13 protein-coding genes and 2 pseudogenes are annotated in these 17,213 nt (G+C 62.6%); 6 read left to right on the top strand and 9 right to left on the bottom strand.

The features are described 5' to 3' along the window. Positions 1–54: 54 nt before the first annotated feature. From AC0L2B_RS16790 to AC0L2B_RS16755, 8 genes and pseudogenes are all read right to left on the bottom strand, one after another. Entirely contained in the window at positions 55–1,734 is a 1,680-nt protein-coding gene (locus tag AC0L2B_RS16790; RefSeq protein ID WP_254020013.1) for a formate--tetrahydrofolate ligase, read from the bottom strand. A gap of 415 nt (positions 1,735–2,149) precedes the next feature. Beyond that, positions 2,150–2,572 carry an ester cyclase gene (locus AC0L2B_RS16785; protein WP_473746122.1) on the bottom strand — a complete coding sequence of 141 codons (423 nt, stop codon included), beginning with the start codon at positions 2,570–2,572 and terminating at the stop codon, positions 2,150–2,152. Positions 2,573–2,699: 127 nt separating this feature from the next. Beyond that, complete coding sequence (locus AC0L2B_RS16780; protein WP_091598492.1) at positions 2,700–3,842, bottom strand: DUF2333 family protein; 1,143 nt, start codon at positions 3,840–3,842, stop codon at positions 2,700–2,702. 50 nt (positions 3,843–3,892) lie between these two features. Next, entirely contained in the window at positions 3,893–5,197 is a 1,305-nt protein-coding gene (locus AC0L2B_RS16775; RefSeq protein WP_473746121.1) for a DUF6638 family protein, read from the bottom strand. A 255-nt stretch (positions 5,198–5,452) separates the two neighbouring features. Continuing rightward, the gene (locus AC0L2B_RS16770; protein ID WP_473746120.1) at positions 5,453–7,363 is read right to left on the bottom strand and encodes an AAA family ATPase; all 1,911 of its coding nucleotides are present in this window, start codon (positions 7,361–7,363) and stop codon (positions 5,453–5,455) included. A gap of 24 nt (positions 7,364–7,387) precedes the next feature. Further along, positions 7,388–8,533 (bottom strand): hypothetical protein, encoded by a 1,146-nt coding sequence (locus AC0L2B_RS16765; protein WP_027151017.1) that lies wholly within the window; start codon positions 8,531–8,533, stop codon positions 7,388–7,390. Positions 8,534–8,562: 29 nt separating this feature from the next. Next, a complete protein-coding gene (locus tag AC0L2B_RS16760) occupies positions 8,563–9,651 on the bottom strand; it encodes a hypothetical protein (RefSeq protein WP_091598480.1) in 1,089 nt (362 codons plus the stop codon). 221 nt (positions 9,652–9,872) lie between these two features. Beyond that, positions 9,873–10,037, bottom strand: a pseudogene (locus tag AC0L2B_RS16755) (thymidine kinase); the annotation flags it as partial. A gap of 278 nt (positions 10,038–10,315) precedes the next feature. On the opposite strand from AC0L2B_RS16755, the gene AC0L2B_RS16750 reads away from it, so the two are divergent. From AC0L2B_RS16750 to clpS (AC0L2B_RS16725), 6 genes and pseudogenes are all read left to right on the top strand, one after another. Beyond that, positions 10,316–11,263 carry a choline ABC transporter substrate-binding protein gene (locus AC0L2B_RS16750; protein ID WP_473746119.1) on the top strand — a complete coding sequence of 316 codons (948 nt, stop codon included), beginning with the start codon at positions 10,316–10,318 and terminating at the stop codon, positions 11,261–11,263. Positions 11,264–11,424: 161 nt separating this feature from the next. Beyond that, positions 11,425–12,279: a choline ABC transporter permease subunit gene (choW, locus tag AC0L2B_RS16745; protein ID WP_023799956.1), complete on the top strand. Its 855-nt coding sequence runs from the start codon at positions 11,425–11,427 to the stop codon at positions 12,277–12,279. Then, positions 12,276–13,457, top strand: a complete 1,182-nt coding sequence (gene choV / locus AC0L2B_RS16740; protein ID WP_128247190.1) for a choline ABC transporter ATP-binding protein — start codon at positions 12,276–12,278, stop codon at positions 13,455–13,457. Before choW ends, choV begins: the two co-directional genes overlap by 4 nt. A 191-nt stretch (positions 13,458–13,648) precedes the next feature. After that, positions 13,649–13,954: an ATP-dependent Clp protease adapter ClpS gene (clpS, locus tag AC0L2B_RS16735; RefSeq protein ID WP_473746118.1), complete on the top strand. Its 306-nt coding sequence runs from the start codon at positions 13,649–13,651 to the stop codon at positions 13,952–13,954. Between the two features lie 195 nt (positions 13,955–14,149). After that, the gene (locus tag AC0L2B_RS16730; RefSeq protein WP_473746193.1) at positions 14,150–14,797 is read left to right on the top strand and encodes a VOC family protein; all 648 of its coding nucleotides are present in this window, start codon (positions 14,150–14,152) and stop codon (positions 14,795–14,797) included. Between the two features lie 20 nt (positions 14,798–14,817). Further along, positions 14,818–14,916: pseudogene (clpS, locus tag AC0L2B_RS16725) on the top strand (ATP-dependent Clp protease adaptor ClpS); the annotation flags it as partial. Positions 14,917–15,124: 208 nt separating this feature from the next. Here the strand turns inward: clpS (AC0L2B_RS16725) and AC0L2B_RS16720 are convergent. Continuing rightward, entirely contained in the window at positions 15,125–17,212 is a 2,088-nt protein-coding gene (locus AC0L2B_RS16720) for a hypothetical protein (RefSeq protein ID WP_473746117.1), read from the bottom strand. Position 17,213: the final 1 nt, after the last annotated feature.

Raw genomic sequence — 17,213 nt, 5'->3', positions numbered from 1 at the left:
AAAAGAGGGCGCCGCATCGCTGCGGCGCCCCTGTCATTCCGCCCTTCGAAATTCTCAGAACAGGCCTTCGATCTGGCCCATCTCGTTGAGGAATATTTTCTCCGAGGACGGCGCCTTGGGCAGGCCTGGCATGGTCATGACCTCGCCGCAGATGACGACGATGAAGCCGGCGCCGGCAGACAGCCTGACCTCGCGCACCGGCACGGTGTGGCCGGTCGGCGCGCCGCGCAGGTTCGGATCGGTCGAGAACGAATACTGCGTCTTGGCCATGCAAACCGGCAAATTGCCGTAGCCGGCGTGCTCCCAGGCGTGGAGCTGGTCGCGCACCGACTTGTCGGCGATCGCTTCGGATCCGCGATAGATGCGCTGGACGATGGTGTTGATCTTCTCGAACAGCGGCATGGCGTCGGGATAGAGCGGCGCAAACTGCGAGGAGCCGGATTCGGCGAGCGTCACCACCTTGTTGGCGAGTTCCTCGATGCCGGCCGAGCCGTGGGCCCAGTGCTTGCACAGGATCGCCTCTTCGCCCATCGAGGCGACGTAGTCCTTCATCGCCCTGATTTCAGCATCGGTATCGGAATAGAAATGGTTGATGGCGACCACCGCAGGCACGCCGAACTGCCTGACATTCTCGATGTGACGGCCGAGATTGGCGCAGCCCTTCTTCACCGCCTCGACGTTCTCCTTGCCGAGATCTTCCTTCTTGACGCCGCCATTCATCTTCATGGCGCGCACGGTGGCGACGATGACCGTGGCCGCCGGCTTCAGGCCGGCCTTGCGGCACTTGATGTCGAAGAACTTTTCGGCACCGAGATCGGCGCCGAAACCGGCTTCGGTGACGACATAGTCGGCAAGTTTTAGCGCCGTCGTGGTGGCGACGACCGAGTTGCAGCCATGCGCGATGTTGGCGAAGGGGCCGCCATGGACGAAGGCCGGGTTGTTCTCCAGCGTCTGCACGAGGTTGGGCTGCATGGCGTCCTTAAGCAGCACGGCCATGGCGCCGTCGGCCTTGAGGTCGCGGGCATAGACGGCCGACTTGTCGCGGCGATAGGCGACGATGATGTCGCCGAGGCGCTTTTCCAAATCCTTCAGGTCGGTTGCGAGGCACAGGATCGCCATGACCTCCGAGGCGACGGTGATGTCAAAGCCGGCCTCGCGCGGAAAACCGTTGGCGACGCCGCCGAGCGAGCAAATGATCTCGCGCAATGCGCGGTCGTTCATGTCCATGACACGGCGCCAGACGACGCGGCGGATGTCGATACCGAGTTCGTTGCCCCAGTAGATGTGGTTGTCGATCAGCGCCGAAAGCAAATTATGCGCCGTGGTGATGGCATGGAAATCGCCGGTGAAGTGGAGGTTCATGTCCTCCATCGGCACGACCTGCGCATAGCCGCCGCCGGCAGCGCCGCCCTTGACGCCGAAATTCGGCCCGAGCGAGGCCTCGCGGATGCAGACGATGGCCTTCTTGCCGATGCGGTTGAGACCGTCGCCGAGGCCCACCGTCGTCGTAGTCTTGCCTTCGCCGGCCGGCGTCGGGTTGATGGCGGTGACGAGGATCAGCTTGCCGTCCTTGTTTGCCTTCACCGACTTGATGAACTCGGCCGAGATCTTCGCCTTGTCGTGGCCGTAAGGCAAAAGATGCTCGCTTGGAATGCCAATCTTCTGGCCGATCGCCTGGATCTGCTTCTTGTCGGCGGCGCGCGCGATCTCGATGTCGGACTTCACTTCGGCCATGGCGGCTTTCCTCTGGATTGGACGGTGGAGGGGACGGGTTTGATCAGTGTGGTCGCAAGCCTGTTCGGAACAGCCCGGCGCTGCAGGCGAGGGCACGTTCTATCCCTGTCGCTGCCGTGGCGTCAACTTGCATGCAACTATGTTTCCTCTAGAGAAAGACGGCTCCTGGTCGACCTGACCCGGATCTTCGCGGGTTGTCGCGCCGTATAGAAGCCAGAGCACGCGCCGTCCTGCCGTCTCAAAACAGCCGCGGAATGCACGGAATGCGACAGGGTTCGAGCGCCGGTCGGCGCTTCGAGCGGTGGCGCCAAAGCGCGTCAACGCGCTTTAAGTTCTTGCTTGATGCATGTCGTTATCGCAAATCCGCTGCGCACCCTCGGTTCAGGCCCAAGGGCATGCTTTTGCGCGACATGCATTAGAATGCACCGATCTGGTGCATCAGCCCCAAGCCGTCAAGCTGGCCGAAATGTTCGACCACGATGCCGTTCTCGACGCGATCAATGTTAATCACACCAACCGAGACGCAATTTCCGCTCGGTTCGACGCCGTGGAAGATGCCGGTGTGCGTGCCCTGAAAGCGACCGCGCGTGACCACCGTGTCGGCATCGCCGATATAGTCGTCGATGACGTGATGGCCGTCGGGGAATCCAACAAAGAATTCGGTCAGCGATTTTCGCCAGTCATCGAAGCCGATCGGATTGGCGCTGGCGAGATGAACGGTGAGATCCGGAGAGACCAGACCGGCCAGTTTATCCCAGTCTTGCGCATCGATCGTGGCATAGAAATTTCGAGCAAATTCCCGGATATCCATCGCGTGTCCTCGCTGGCTGCCGCCCACGGTTGAACGACGGCGCGACGATCAGGTTCCGCTCCTCGCAATGCGCAGCCGAACAGCCGCGCCAGAACGTCGCCGATCTCGGGCAGCGGTGATTTCAAGCCAGGATGGCTTTCACCAGTCGCTTGCTTCACCGATCCAGGACGGACCTGACCTCGACAAGGTTCGATCGAACCCTAAGCACGTAGAAACCCATCGTGGTGAGGTGGGTGGGCATGATCCAGCCATCCTCGCGGCCGTTGGAGATTATCAGAGGCTGGATGGCGAGCGCTGCCTTGAGCTGGCCTTCCACGCTGTTCCACAGCGGCGTGAGGCCGCGATTGTCGAGGATCTGCTGAAAATCGTGATGCGCCGCCGTCAGGATGCCGTAATAGCCGTAGAGCTGGCCGTAGGCGAACCAGAAGCGGTCGTCAGCGCGCGTGTCGAACCAGCCGCTGTTGAAGTTCTGCGAACGGTCGCGGATCAGGTCCGACGTCGAGCCTATGTCACTCGCGATCCGGTCGACGAACTGCAACAGATTGTCGGCGCGCGCGTTGAAGACAACCTCGCATTTCATGAGCCGGTCGTTGAAGGCGCGAAGGCTGTTCGCCGCCGTGCGATAAAAACTCGGCGTCGGGGTTTTCGGACCAAACGGCCTGAGGCCGAAATACCAGGTTTCCTCGTCGAAGGTGATCGCGCCGCGTGCATCCTGCAGGTTCTGGTCGATCTGGCTGGTGCCGCGGACGCGGCCCAGCGTGTCGACAAGCTCGACCGTGGTGCGCCGGATGGCCTGATTGACCCCGCGCTGGAAGGAGGCCTTGTTGTCGAGAAACGGCGTGCGGTCCCAGTCCATGCCGAAGAGCCCGAGCTTGTAGAGTATCATCGACGAGATCCAGGCATTCTCGTTGACGTTGAAATCGATGAGATCGGCCGTAACCTGGACAATGGCCGAGTGGGTGCAGGTCTTGACCTCTCCCTCGACGCCAGCGGTTTCCCCGGTGGCGGAAGGAGCGGGCTGCGCCGGCGTGGTTCCGGCCGGCTGCGTGAACCTATATGCTTCCGCATAGGCGGGATTGAAATTGCTCCAGACCTGCGTGTTCCAGATGAAATAGCCGTAGAGGCCGATCAGCATGAGCAGAGCGAGGCCGAGCACCGCCTTCAGGATCCAGCCGCGCTGCGTATACCAGCGCCCGGCCCACATGAACGGCCACAGGATCACGCCGACGGCGAAGCCGATGCCGCGGCCGATCCACTGGAATATCCGTGTGAAAAAATTCACGATCGGATCAAGCATGGCGATGTCACCCCTCGTCAGTCAGCCAAGTATTCGATAAGGTTAGGCATTCAATCGGTAAGGCCGTAGAGGCGTGTGCGAAACGCCACCTTGTCTTTCAGATATGTGGTTTTCAGAACGTCCACAACATGCGATCGCCAGGCGTCGCTGAAGCCGTCATAATCCCTGTAAAAACCCGGTTTGTTAAAGACGTAGCGCGAGACGAAGTCCTGCGGCACGAAATCCGAGATCAACTGGTTGGTCAGCCAGGCGTCGGGATGTGCGGGCTTGGCCCGGATCGTCAGGAAACGCTGCTGCGGGAACACGTCCTCGATCTTGAGATAGCCGAGGTGAGCGATCTCGCGCTTGGCGGCGTTGAGAAAGGGAAAATTTCCGTCCCTGGTGATCAGGTCGGCATGGCTGTGGATCCAGGTCTGCAGCCAGACCTTGTCGACGTCGGTCAGGTTGCGGTCGGGCTCGGCGTCGCGGATCAGCGCCCGCACCACCATTTCGGCGCGGTGCTCGAGATAGCCTGATGTTTCGATCCACGAGGCCCGCGGCAGTTCGATGCGGCCGGTCGCGGCAAGGAACTTGAACACCCTGTCGGCATCATTGATCGAGAGGTAGCTCACCTGCCACGGCCGCGAGCGGCGGAAGCCGGGTGCTGCCGGGTCGCTGATCACCGTCGTCATGTCGGGGTCGATGAACACATAGAGCCCGCCGAAATGGCTGGTCCAATAGGCGCTGTGGCGAAAGATCACCTGATCCGGCACCAGCGCGTTCTCGCGGATGTCGCCGCAGATCTTGGCAAGCTCGACCATGCGGGTGAGCATGGCGCTGTCGCGCCAGGCGTCCGGCTCCTGCTTCAACCGGTCGACGAGCTTGCCGAGTTCGGCGGCTTTGCCGAGCACGTCCTCCGCCGACAGCACCTTGAACTCGACTTGGTTGATCGACAGCAGGTCCTCGATGTCGTCGACCTTGGGGACCGAATCCTCGATCTCGCCGTAGATGACATCCTTGATGGTCAGCGCGTCGATGGCGCGCTGGTTCGTCGACATGAACTCGAACATCAGCTGCGAGGTGTTGGAAAAGGCGGTGTGGACCACCGGCAGGTCGACCTGCGAAGGCGTCAGGAGGATGAAGCGGCGATTGATCTCGTTGGGATCGAGGTAGCTGTAGTCGCCGCATTCCTCGGCCACTTGCGGCGAGAAGCCGGTGCGGTCGATCTCGAAGCTCTTCAGCTTCGTCGGCTTCAGGCCGAAGGCGACCAAAGCCTTGTTGTAGCGCTGGATCAGATGCGGCTCGTCGATGGTCAGCAGCCGGCCATAGATCAGCTCGTTCTCGCGCAAAAGGTCGGACTTCTTGGCGGGGCTCATTCTCCCTTCTCCCCGTTCACGGGGAGAAGGTGTCCGAAGGGCGGATGAGGGGCGCGGGCATCCCTTCTCCCCTTGTGGGAGAAGGTGGATCGGCGCGCAGCGCCGAGACGGATGAGGGGTGCTGGACGGAGCGCCATCGGCGCCAAGCTGGAGCACCCCTCATCCGTCGCCTTCGGCGACACCGCCCGGGGGCGAGCCACCGGTCTCGCCCCGTCCTTCGGACCCCACAAGGGGAGAAGGGAGCGTCGGCGCGTCTCACGCATTCCACAGGCCCTTCTTCTTCAACTCCTCGATCTCGCGCATCGCGCGGTCGCGCAGGCGGGTGTCGCGGATCATCTTGGTCACTGCGGCGTCGTCTGACTTGTCGGAATAGCGGAACTCCGAGTCGGCGTAGCGGTTGACCTCCTGCATGACCATGTCCATCGAGAACGGGCCGCGCAGTTCCTCGATCATCGCCTTCTTGTCGTCGTAGCTTTTGTGCATGAAGACTTCAGGCTTCTCGAACCATTCGTCCGGCAACTCGATGTCCATGGCGCGCATCTTGATCGCATCGGTGACGTTCTTGATGGCGCGGCCGGTGAAGCGCGGCTCGGCCTCCTTGATCATGTGCAGATAGGTGCCGATGTCGGCCATCGACTTCGGCGCGCCGTTCTCCTTCATGTAGCGCTCATAGACCTTCATCAGCCCGTCTTCCCTGGGCTTCTCGTGCTCTTCATAGGCCTCCATCACCGCGCGCTGGATTTCTTGGGCGGCATAGAGCTGGTGGTCGCCGAGCGGGATCTTGTGGTTTTTCCCCGCGAGCAGCACGAAGATGTCGATATAGTCGTCGCGCGTTTGGGGCCCATTGACCAGCCAGCGGGCGCCGGCGCGCTGGCGCAGCGCGTCGTCGACGTTTTCGGGATAGTTGGAGAACATGCCGAAGGAGCAGTTGCCGCGCACGACCGTGGCCGCACCCCCGAATGCGTCCATCAGGACGCCGGTGATTTCCTGCTGGCCGGCCGAGGCGCGATCGTCGGAGCGGCGGGCCGCCACCTGGTCGATATCGTCGATGGTGCCGAAGCCGATGACGCGCGGGTTCAGCACATTGTTGATGAACTGGCGGCAGTTCTGGCCCGACTTGCCCTGGTAGGAGGAGATCTGGTCGACGCCGAAATTCTCGTAGGCGAAGGGATAGCCGGCGACCTGGCAGTAGCCGTTGACGAGACCGGCGATCATCTGGATCAGCGTCGTCTTGCCGGTGCCGGGCGCGCCGTCGCCGATGAAGGTGAACAGGAAGCCGCCGAGCTCGACGAACGGGTTCAGCTCGCGCTCGAAATCGTATGCCATCAGCATCTTGGCGAGCTTGACCGACTGGTATTTGGCGATGTGGTTGCCGACGACCTCTTCCGGCTTCTTGAAGGTCATCACCAGCGGCTTCGACCGCTTGCCCGGCGCGACGTCGAAGCCGTCGAGGGTGAAGTCGTCGACGTCGATGCGGATATGCGCATTCTCAAACGGACCAATGCCGTCGAAGCGGCCCTTTCGCGCCAAAAGCCCGTCGATGACGACACGGGCGAATGCGCGCGCCCGGGTCATCAGATCGGCGTCGTCCTTCGCGCCTGCTATCGCCCTGTCGAGGCCGGCCACGATCGATTTCACCGCGTCCTGCGGCGTGTCGAACAAAAAGTCCGGCTCGGGCGTGTCGTTCGGCGCCTCGCCGTCGCTGTCGATCAGCTGGAACAGATAGGAGGCGAGGCTGAAGGCCGAAATATAGGCCGAGGCCGACAGCAGCTTCTTGAAGGCGGCGGCTTCGTCGCCTTCGAGCGGCGCGCGGGCGTTTTTCGCCTTCAGGCTCTCGAGATCTGAGCCTTCGGCGAAGACATCTGATATGGCCAGCGCGATCGCCAGCCCGCGCCGGGTGCGATAAAGCAGCATGTGCTGTGCAATGCTCAGCAGCTGGTCGTCGGGATGGACGGCGGCGACGGTCTTGGAAAGCTCGACCTCGCGCGTGCGGCGCACCGAGCCGACCGAGACGGTCGAGACGAAGCGGCGGTTGGTGCCGGCCAGTGCGGTACCGGATTCCCGCGACGGGTCCTCCAGCACGACGATGCGGGTGATGAAGCTCTGCGCGGTGGCGCGGTGCTTTTCGATTGCCGCTTCCGAAATCGTGGTCAGGCCGGTGTCCATGAAGGATGCTCCGCGGTTTGACTGTCAGACGTCACTGATGACCTGTCCTTTGGACAGGATGTGGACCTTGTAGCCGGAAAAGATCTTCTGCGCCTCGCCGGCGGCGTAGAGCGCCTGATAGGCCTCATGCGGGATCAGCGCGTGCTTCTCGTAGCTCGACACGCCTTGTCGCGCCGCCTCCAGATCGTCGGTGTCGATGAAGAATTCCTGCGTCGCCTTCTCGCTCGAAAACAACCCCTTGCGGCCTGGCTTTTCGGATTTCGAATAAACCTCCTGGATGGTCCAGGTCAGCAGCCAGGCGTTTTCCGGCTTGCGCACCTTGTCCAGAATGTCGGTCACCGTCGAATTGTTGTCGGTGATCCCGGCCGAATAGAAAGGCCCGAGCACGACGCGGCGCAGCTGCTTGGGGTGGAGTTGCTCGAAATCCTTGTCGAGGTTGACCGCGATCGTAGCCGGCGACAGCGTATAGGCGGAGTTCTTCTCGGTGAAGTCGTCGAAGCGGTGGGCAAGCTCGGGATTGAGCAATCCTTCAACCGGAAGCGGAATGTCGACCTTTTCGTTGAGCTTGCCATTGCGGTCGACAAGCTGCCCGATCATCTCTTCGGAGGAATCCTCGACCGTCACCATGTAGACCAGCGGCAGGTTGGCGCTGCCGTCGAAGGCTGCCCAATGGGCGAGGTAGTAAGGCCGCCTGGTCTTCGGATTGACCGAGACTTTTGCCGTCTGCGCCAAGGTGAACGGCCCGAAGGTCGTCTCGCTCCTGACGCCTTCCAGATAGAGCCGCTCGGCCATCGACTTCTGCAGTGCCTCGGGGAATTCCTTGTGGCGCAGGATGAAGTCGGCCATTTCCTCGCGCAACTCGTCGGCCAGCGGTATGTTGGCGAGACGCGTATCGGCCTGGCGGCGGTCGTTTTCAAGTTCGAGCACGTTCTGGAAGACCGGAAAGCCGCTTTCGGCGCGCGAGATGCGGAATGTCTCCATGAAGCCCAGCCGGTTGCGCCAGCAGGAAAACGAGTTGTCGAGCCGCGCAATGTATTCGGCGACGATCTTGGCGACGATGCCGTGCCGGTAGAGCGGCGAGCGATCGTCGCGCATGAACACTTCGAGGCCGCTGAGTGCCGCGGTGATCGCCGAGAAATACCGCGTTGCCGCTTCGTTTTCGGGGGTCATGCAGCCAGCCCTTGGGAGATATGCAGCAATTACGACTGCACGTAGTTTGCCGCATTGTGCTTTTTCAGCACGTCGTCGAAGCGGCGGGCAAAGGCATCGTCGGCCAGCTTCTTGCGGCGCTGGATGTCGGCGGTCGCCACCATGTTCTTCTCGTGCATTTCGAGGAGATCGCCAATGTGCTTCTGCGAGGCCGCGCCGATGCCGGCCATGGTTTCCTCGGCGGTGTTGTCGACCTGGCTGCCCAGCGTGTTGATCTTGTGAGCGACGTCCTGCTGGGCGGCGGTCTTCAGAGAATCTTCCAGCGCCTTGTAGAGCACGATGCGCTGCTCGGTATCGATGGTCAGCTTGTTGATCAGCGTCGACTGCGCCGCGATCTGGTTGTTGAGCGAATCGACGAAGGTCTGGAACATCGAGGTGTAGCGCTCCAGCGTCTGGCTTTCGGCCAGCAGTTCCTGCTCCTTGGCCTGCTTCTCGTTGTACTCGGTTGCCAGTTTCGAACGCTCGCCCTCAAGCTCGGTGCGCTCCTTCTGGCTGGTCGAGGCGGCGATCTTGTTCTCGATGTCGAGCAGCATCGGATTGAGCTCCTCGATGCGCTTTTGCACGATCTCGAGATTCGACATGGTTGCCTTGCGGCGCTCGATCACCTGCGACAGGCTGGCCTCGGAGGTCTTATAACGCTGGTCGAGGATCTGCTTCTGCGCCTTGAGGATGCCGACGATGGTGTCGGATTTCGCCAGAAGCTCCTGCAGATTGCCGGCCAGCGACATGTTGCGGACGCGGTCGGTGCGCATGCGCTGCTTGCTCTGGTCGGAAAATATGCCGACGAAGCTTTCCCAGCCGGTGTAGTTCTTCATGCTCTCGAATTCGGCGCCGAAGACGTTGGTGGCGTCCTCCAGCCCGATGATCAGGTCGGCGATGTTGCCTTCCATCACCTTCTGCTGCTTCAGCACATCCTCGATGCGGGCGTTCTCGAGGTCGAAATTGGCGTCGCCGATCTTTCTGTCGGTCTTGGCAAGCGTGTCGAGCACGGCGCCGGACTGCTCGATCTTGGTGCGCATGTCCTGCACGACCTGATTGGTCTTGGCAATTTCGGCATCGAAATTCTGCAATGTCGCCATAGGAGCCTCCCGCTTCGGCAATTGTTCGTGTCGCGAACGCCGCGAATATATGTATGGCAAGGGGGGAAGGAAAGGCGGAAGATGCCGCGATACCTCAAACAAAACCCGACCCCATCGGCCTGTCTTCCACCGCTGGTGATTGGCGAAAAGCCGAAGCGACACCCGACCTCGCCCTTGCGACCCGCTTGCGGGGAGATCGGCAGCTTCGCCGACGGCGCTGCTCAGGCCTTGGTGAAACCGATGAAATCGTCGGGCGCGGCGCGGCCCATTTCTTCTTCCCAATGGCGGCGGCAGAGCGAGACATAAACATCCTTGCCGATCGCCACCTGTTCGCCCTGTCTCGCCACCTTGCCGTCCGCGCCAAGGCGCACGACCATCGTCGCCTTGCCGGCATTCATCGTCGCATAGTGGAAGTACAGCTTGGCCATGCCGCCCTTTTAAGCCGAGTTGTCCCTACGCGGGGAGGGGGCGTCCCGACGTTCCACCGGAAAAGCGCCTGGCCACCGGAAAAGCGGCGAATCTGTCGCTGGTCGGCCAGCCCGCGCCGTTGATCGCGATTGTCTTATCGCTTGAAACCGCACCAGAATGGTGTTTGGCTGACGAAACAAGGCGGAGACAAAACCGCAATTTCGCTTCGCCGACAGATCACAATGGGAGAATACAGATGTCGCGTATGAAACTACTCGCCGCCGGCCTCGGTCTGGCGGCATTTCTTTCGGCGAGCGGTGCACTCGCCGCCGAGCCGGAAAGCTGCAAGCCGGTGCGTTTTGCCGATGTCGGCTGGACCGACATCACCGCCACAACCGCTACCGCCAGCGTCATCCTCGAAGCGCTCGGCTACGAGCCCGACGTGCAGGTGCTGTCGGTTCCGGTCACCTACACCTCGCTGAAAAACAAGGACGTCGACGTCTTCCTTGGCAATTGGATGCCGACCATGGAAGCTGACATAAAACCCTATCTCGAAGACAAGTCGGTCGAGACGGTCGTGACCAACCTTGAAGGCGCGAAATATACGCTCGCCGTTCCACAGCACACCTATGATGCCGGTCTGAAGGATTTCGCCGATATCGCTAAATTCAAGGACAAGCTCGACGGCAAGATTTACGGCATCGAAGCCGGCAATGACGGCAACCGCCTGATCCTCGACATGATCGCCGCCGACAAGTTCGGCCTGAAGGATTTCGAGCTTGTCGAAAGCTCCGAGGCCGGCATGCTGTCGGCGGTGCAGAAAGCGGCCGCGTCGGGCGAAGACGTGGTCTTCCTCGGCTGGGAGCCGCATCCGATGAACGCCAACATCAAGATGGCCTATCTGTCGGGTGGCGACGAGGTGTTCGGCCCGAATTTCGGCGGCGCGACCGTCGCCACCAATGTCCGGGCCGGCTACACCACCGAATGCCCGAACGTCGGCGCGCTGCTCAAGAACATGGTGTTCTCGCTCAAGATGGAAAACGAGATCATGGGTGCGATCCTCAATGACGGCGCCGACCCGAAAGCCGCGGCCACCGATTGGCTCAAGGCCAATCCGGACGCGATGACGCCATGGCTCGCCGGCGTGACGACCTTCGACGGCGGCGACGCCGCGGCCGCGGTGAAAACCGCACTGGGTTCGTAGCAAACTTACACCTCCCCCGTGTGGGGAGGTTCGGCGCGGCACGCGCCGCGGTTGGGATGGTTCGGAACGGAGCATAACCGTGACCATCCCACCCGGCTCGGCTGCGCGGTTCGGCCCACCCCGTCAGGGGAGAGGTGAAGAAGAATGAGGGGGCATTTGCCATGGATCCGGTTTCGCAACTGATTTCGAGCTTCAAGATCCCGATCGGGCGGTGGGGCAAGACCTTCTTCGACTTTCTGACCACCAATTTCGAGTGGTTTTTCGACAGTATCGCCGACGGGCTCACCGTCGTTCTCGACGGGCTCGTCGATCTTTTGCTGCTCGTCCCCCCGGTCCTCCTGGTCGCCGCCATAGCCGGGCTTGCCTGGTACCTGCAGAAATCATGGAAGCTGGCGCTTGCTGTCGCGCTCGGCCTGCTTTTCATCGTCAACCAGGATCTCTGGCAGGAAACCGTCGAGACGCTGGTGTTGGTCGTGGGCGCCGCTGCGGCCTCGATGGCCATCGGCGTGCCGATCGGCATCTGGGCGGCGCATAACGAGCGCGGCTACCGCTATCTCCAGCCGGTCCTCGACCTGATGCAGACCATGCCGACCTTCGTCTACCTGATCCCGGTGCTCATTCTCTTCGGCCTCGGCATCGCACCCGGCCTCATCGTCACCGTCATCTTCGCCGCTCCCGCGCCGATCCGCCTGACGCATCTCGGCATCACCTCGGTGCCGAAACCGATGATCGAGGCCGGCGAAGCCTTCGGCGCGACAAAACGCCAGCTGCTGTGGAAAGTCGAGTTGCCGGCGGCGCTGCCGACCATCATGGCGGGGCTGACGCAGTGCATCATGCTTTGCCTCTCCATGGTCGTGATCGCTGCGCTCATCGGCGCCAACGGCCTCGGCAAACCGGTGGTGCGCGCGCTGAACTCGGTCAACATCCCGCTCGGCCTCGAAGCCGGCCTCGCCATCGTCGTGCTCGCCATCATCCTCGACCGCATCAGCCGCATCGGCACCGGAGCCGCCAAATGAGCGCTGCGGTCGATTTCAAGAATGTCGACATCGTCTTCGGCGCGGCGCGCAAGGAAGCGCTGGCGCTCGTCGACAGGGGCGCGACGCGTCAGGAAATTTTGGAGAAGACCGGCGCCGTGCTCGGCTGCGCCGGTGCCAATCTGACCGTCAACGAGGGCGAGATTTCCGTCCTGATGGGCCTCTCCGGCTCCGGCAAATCGACGCTGCTGCGCGCCGTCAACCTGCTCAACGTGCCGGCGCGCGGCAACGTCATGGTCAAGGACGGCGACCGCATGGTCGATGTCGCAACCTGTGACGCCGCCACGCTGCGCCACATCCGACAGACGCGGGTCGCCATGGTGTTTCAGCAGTTCGGCCTTCTGCCCTGGCGCACCGTCGCGGAAAATGTCGGCTTCGGCCTCGAGCTTTCCGGCGTGCCCGAAGCCGAGCGCAAGGCGCGCGTCGAGCGCCAGTTGAAGCTCGTCGGGCTCGACCAGTGGGCGTCGAAATACGCCCACGAGCTTTCCGGCGGCATGCAGCAGCGCGTCGGACTGGCGCGCGCGTTTGCCACCGAAGCGCCGATCCTGCTGATGGACGAGCCGTTCTCGGCGCTCGACCCGCTGATCCGGACCAAGCTGCAGGACGAATTGCTGCAGCTTCAGGCCGAGCTGAAGAAGACCATCGTCTTCGTCAGCCACGATCTCGAGGAGGCGCTGAAGATCGGCAGCCACATCACCATCATGGAAGGCGGGCGCATCGTGCAGACCGGCGCGCCGGAAGACATCGTGCTGCGCCCCGCCAACGACTATGTCCGCGACTTCATCGCCAATGTGAACCCGCTCTCGGTGCTGACCGCCTGGAACGTGATGCGCGACCGCCGTGATCTCGACCACGGCGAGGACGGCTGGGTGTGGCTCGACCGCCGCAAGACGACGCGTTTCAAGATCGACGAGCACGGGCTGGTGGCGGCGGCCGAGCGCGATGGCAAGCCGGCGTTCTGGGTGTCGTGCGCCGATGTCGAGGCGCAGCCGGAGGAGACGACGCAGGTATTCTGGGCCAATCCCGGCACCTCGCTGAAGACGGTGATGCTGGCCATGCACCGCTCGCAGACCGCACCGGTGGCGCTGTTCGACGACCAGTCGCGCTTCGTCGGCGCCATCGGCATCAGGGACGTGCTGAGCGCGGTATTGCGGCGATAGTTGTTTCTAAACGGAACGGTCCGTATCGTTTCTTCGCGGTCTGCGCTGGCTTGGCGGCGGTCCCATATAGGCACGGACTTGTGAATGGCCGCGCCCGCCGGGAAGGCGGTTTGCGGGCGGTTCAAAATGGACGATCGCTTTCGTCCATGTCAGAATAAAAGCGAAATTCTTGCGCACAGTTGCCGGTTCCGATGCCTGAGATCGTCACAAAATCCCGCACCAAGACGCGGCCGAAGATCGAACGTCCGAAGCTCTACAAGGTCATCCTCCTCAATGACGATTTCACGCCGCGCGAGTTCGTGGTGACGGTGCTCAAGGGCGAATTCAAGCTGAGCGAGGACCAGGCGCGGCGGGTGATGATCACCGCGCACCAGCGCGGCGTCTGCGTCGTCGCCGTCTTCACCAGGGACGTCGCCGAGACCAAGGCGACACGGGCGACCGATGCCGGCAAGGCCAAGGGCTACCCGCTGATGTTCACGACGGAACCGGAGGAGTAGTGCCGGCTTCCCCTCCTCCCCTTGCTGCGGGAGAAGGTGGATTGGCGCGCAGCGCCAAGACGGTTGAGGGTACTGGACGGGGTGCGGTGATTGACAACTGCTCATCGCCGAGGCACGTTCGCAGCGCTGCGTAGGGCGCATCGGTATAACGTCGAAAGGGCAATGCCCGCCTATACTGTAACCACAGTTGCGCCCATGCCGAATCTCGAAAACCTCAAAAAGCAGGCCAAGCAATATTTGCGGTGGCACCGCGAACGGTACTATCCGGTCGCAGCCGAGATCAGGGCTGCGTTGCCACGCTTCCAGCATCTCGATGACAATCAGGTACTGGAAGCAAATTTTAAGCTCAGCGACGCGCAGGAACTGATCGCGCGTCAATCGGGGTTCGAGGGATGGCAGGCGCTCAAGACAGGAGCCCCAGCCATGACAGATCAGAAAAAACAGACCGTACCTGCACCCGTTCTGAGTTCAACCTCAGCGCAGTTGTTCGTCACCGACATCAAAGCGTCGTTCGAATTCTTCACCACCAACCTCGGCTTCGGAGTCGACTTTGTTTACGGCGACCCGGCATTTTACGGACAGGTGACACGTGACAATGCGCAACTCGCGCTGAGGTTGTTTTGCGAACCTGTGTTCGTTGGCGATATACGGCAACGTGAACACCTGCTCTCCGCCGGGATCACAGTCGATACTGCAGACGAGATCAAACAGCTCTTTCTGAATTTTCAGGCCGCAGGGGTGCCCTTTCACCAAGTCCTCAGGAAAGAACCCTGGGGTGCCAGAAACTTCATTGTTATGGATCCAGACGGAAATCTCATTTTGTTTGCTGGCCCGGGTGACTGAGCCGTCTGCGTCGTCGCCGCTTCACAAGGGACGTCGCCGAGACCAAGGCGACTCGGGCGACCGATGCCGGCAAGGCCAAGGGCTACCCGCTGATGTTCACGACGGAACCGGAGGAGTAGCGCGCCCACTTCCCCTTCTCCCCCTGTGGGAGAAGGTGGATTGGCGCGCAGCGCCAAGACGGTTGAGGGGTGCTGAACGGAGTGCCGTCGCTGCCAAGCTGGAACACCCCTCATCCGACCGAGCGGAGCCTGTCCTCGGGCTTGCCGGAGGCAAGACCCGTGGGCTCGGCCACCTTCTCCCACAAGGGGAGAAGGGGAAGGCGCGTCGCTAACGCCCCTCGCGGTACCACATCGAGCCCAATGCCAGAAGCAGCAGGCCGAGGCCGAGGAACCCGCCGAACAGCGGCACGCGCGAGACGGCCTTCAGCACGCTGTCGTCGGTGGTGCGCAGGCCGATCCAGTCGTTGCCGGCCGCCGCACCCGTGGAGCGGACCGGGACGACCGACGGCAGCGTCACGCCGCTTGTGAGATTGCCAAGGGTGGACGATTGCGCCAGCCGGCGCACGCTGCCGCCGGTGGCCTCGGCCGGGGCTCTCAGCCGGTTCTCGGTGGAGACGACGTCGGTGAATTCCGGTGCGTTGACCGGGCCGACATGGGCAAGCGCTTTCAGGTCGCCATTGCCGACCTGATAGAGGCCGATCTCGCTGGTCTCGATGCTGCCCAGGAAGACGCCGGGTTCGGCTCTCTCGAGCTTGACGGTCATCGCCTTGCCGGACGGGGTGATGATCTGCGCCGGGCCGGGATCGTCGCTCATCGTCTGGCGGCGGATTTCCAGCATCATGCCGCGGCCGTCGGCAGTCAGCCGCTCCTCCTCGAGTTCGGGCTCCTTCATCAGCCAGTGGGCGATGCGGCGATAGAGCTGGACATGCGGGCCGCCGCCCTCGAAGCCGCGCGCCCACAACCAGCCCTGGTCGGATAAAAACATGCCGACGCGGCCTTCACCCTTGCGGTCGAGCAGCAGCAGCGGACGGTCGTCGGCGCCCTTCATCACCGCCTCGCCTCCGGGGTTCTCGACGCCGATGGTGCGGAACCAGCGGCTCCAGTGCGGCGGCTCGGTGGCGGAGCCGTCAAGCCCGCGCGTCACCGGATGGCGCTGGCCGAGCTCGGTGAGGCGCGGATAAAAGGCCTTTTCGACGACTTCGCCGGTCGGCATCGCCGGCAGCGCCGACATCAAAGGCGTGCGAGCGATGGAACTTTCGCCGGCATATTCGGGTCCTGCCGCGATCAGCAGCGCGCCGCCCTTTTCAACATATTCGGCGATGTAGTCGTAATAGAGGACCGGCAGCACGTCGCGGTGCTGGTAGCGGTCGAAGATGATCAGGTCGAAATCCTTGATCTTCTCGACGAACAGTTCGCGCGTCGGGAAGGCGATCAGCGACAATTCGTTGATCGGCGTGCCGTCCTGCTTTTCCGGCGGCCGCAGAATGGTGAAGTGGACCAGATCGACCGAGGCGTCGGATTTCAGAAGGTTGCGCCAGGTGCGTTCGCCGGCATGCGGTTCGCCGGAGACCAGCAGCACGCGCAAATTCTCGCGGATGCCGTCGATCAGCGCGATGGCGCGGTTGTTGGTGTCGGTGAGTTCGTCGGGCTCGGGATCGATGGCGAGCTCGACGATGTTGCGGCCGGCGCCGGGAATGGTCACCTGCAGCGGCATGGCCTGGCCGATGGTGGCGCGCTCGACCGAAACCTGCTCGCCATTGACCGAGACGCGCACATCGACCGAGCCGGCCTCGTTGTTGGTGCCGATGACGCGATAGGTCATTTCGAGCGGCTTGCCGACCAGACCGAAGCGCGGCGCATTCTCGAAGCGGATGCGGCGATCCTTTTCCTGGTCGTTGCCGGTGATCAGCGCGTGCAGCGGCGCGTTGAAGTCGGGCGTGCCGCCCGGGGCGTCATGCACCTCGCCGTCGGTGATCATGATGGCGCCGCCGATGCGCGAAGGCGGCACGTCGCGGAAAGCACTCTCAAGCGCCCCGAAAAGCCGCGTTTCGGTGCGCTCCTCGGCGGCTTCCGGCTTGCCGGCCTCGACGACGCGGATGTCGAACTGCTTGAAGCGGCCGAGGCGCTGCTGAAGCCCGGCCAGCGCCTCGTCGGTCTGCCTGGTGCGCTCGCCAATGTCCTGGCTCTGGCTGCGGTCGACGACGACGGCGACGACGCTTTTCAGCGCCTCGCGCTCTTCGTCGAGCAACACCGGGTTGAGCAGGGCCGCAGTCAGCGCCAGCAGGGCGGCAAAACGGAAGACCGCGCCGCGCTGGCGGAACCACAGGCCGACCAATGCCAGCAGCAACAGCGGCGCCAGCACCAGGCCGAGCAGCGGCCAGGAGATGAGCGGTTCGAAGGCGAGCGACAAGTTCATG

Source organism: Mesorhizobium sp. WSM4815 (assembly GCF_055811575.1).
The sequence above is the reverse complement of the archived record's forward strand: the minus strand, read 5'-3'. Positions and strand labels throughout refer to the sequence as shown.

What these genes read in the sequence shown, in the direction of transcription:
- AC0L2B_RS16780 (WP_091598492.1), bottom strand. Translation starts at nt 3,842, where the DNA reads ATGCTTGATCCGATCGTGAATTTTTTCACACGGATATTCCAGTGGATC.
- AC0L2B_RS16730 (WP_473746193.1), top strand. Translation starts at nt 14,150, where the DNA reads ATGCCGAATCTCGAAAACCTCAAAAAGCAGGCCAAGCAATATTTGCGG.
- AC0L2B_RS16790 (WP_254020013.1), bottom strand. Translation starts at nt 1,734, where the DNA reads ATGGCCGAAGTGAAGTCCGACATCGAGATCGCGCGCGCCGCCGACAAG.
- AC0L2B_RS16765 (WP_027151017.1), bottom strand. Translation starts at nt 8,533, where the DNA reads ATGACCCCCGAAAACGAAGCGGCAACGCGGTATTTCTCGGCGATCACC.
- AC0L2B_RS16720 (WP_473746117.1), bottom strand. Translation starts at nt 17,212, where the DNA reads ATGAACTTGTCGCTCGCCTTCGAACCGCTCATCTCCTGGCCGCTGCTC.
- AC0L2B_RS16760 (WP_091598480.1), bottom strand. Translation starts at nt 9,651, where the DNA reads ATGGCGACATTGCAGAATTTCGATGCCGAAATTGCCAAGACCAATCAG.
- choW (WP_023799956.1), top strand. Translation starts at nt 11,425, where the DNA reads ATGGATCCGGTTTCGCAACTGATTTCGAGCTTCAAGATCCCGATCGGG.
- AC0L2B_RS16775 (WP_473746121.1), bottom strand. Translation starts at nt 5,197, where the DNA reads ATGAGCCCCGCCAAGAAGTCCGACCTTTTGCGCGAGAACGAGCTGATC.
- choV (WP_128247190.1), top strand. Translation starts at nt 12,276, where the DNA reads ATGAGCGCTGCGGTCGATTTCAAGAATGTCGACATCGTCTTCGGCGCG.
- AC0L2B_RS16770 (WP_473746120.1), bottom strand. Translation starts at nt 7,363, where the DNA reads ATGGACACCGGCCTGACCACGATTTCGGAAGCGGCAATCGAAAAGCAC.
- clpS (WP_473746118.1), top strand. Translation starts at nt 13,649, where the DNA reads ATGCCTGAGATCGTCACAAAATCCCGCACCAAGACGCGGCCGAAGATC.
- AC0L2B_RS16750 (WP_473746119.1), top strand. Translation starts at nt 10,316, where the DNA reads ATGTCGCGTATGAAACTACTCGCCGCCGGCCTCGGTCTGGCGGCATTT.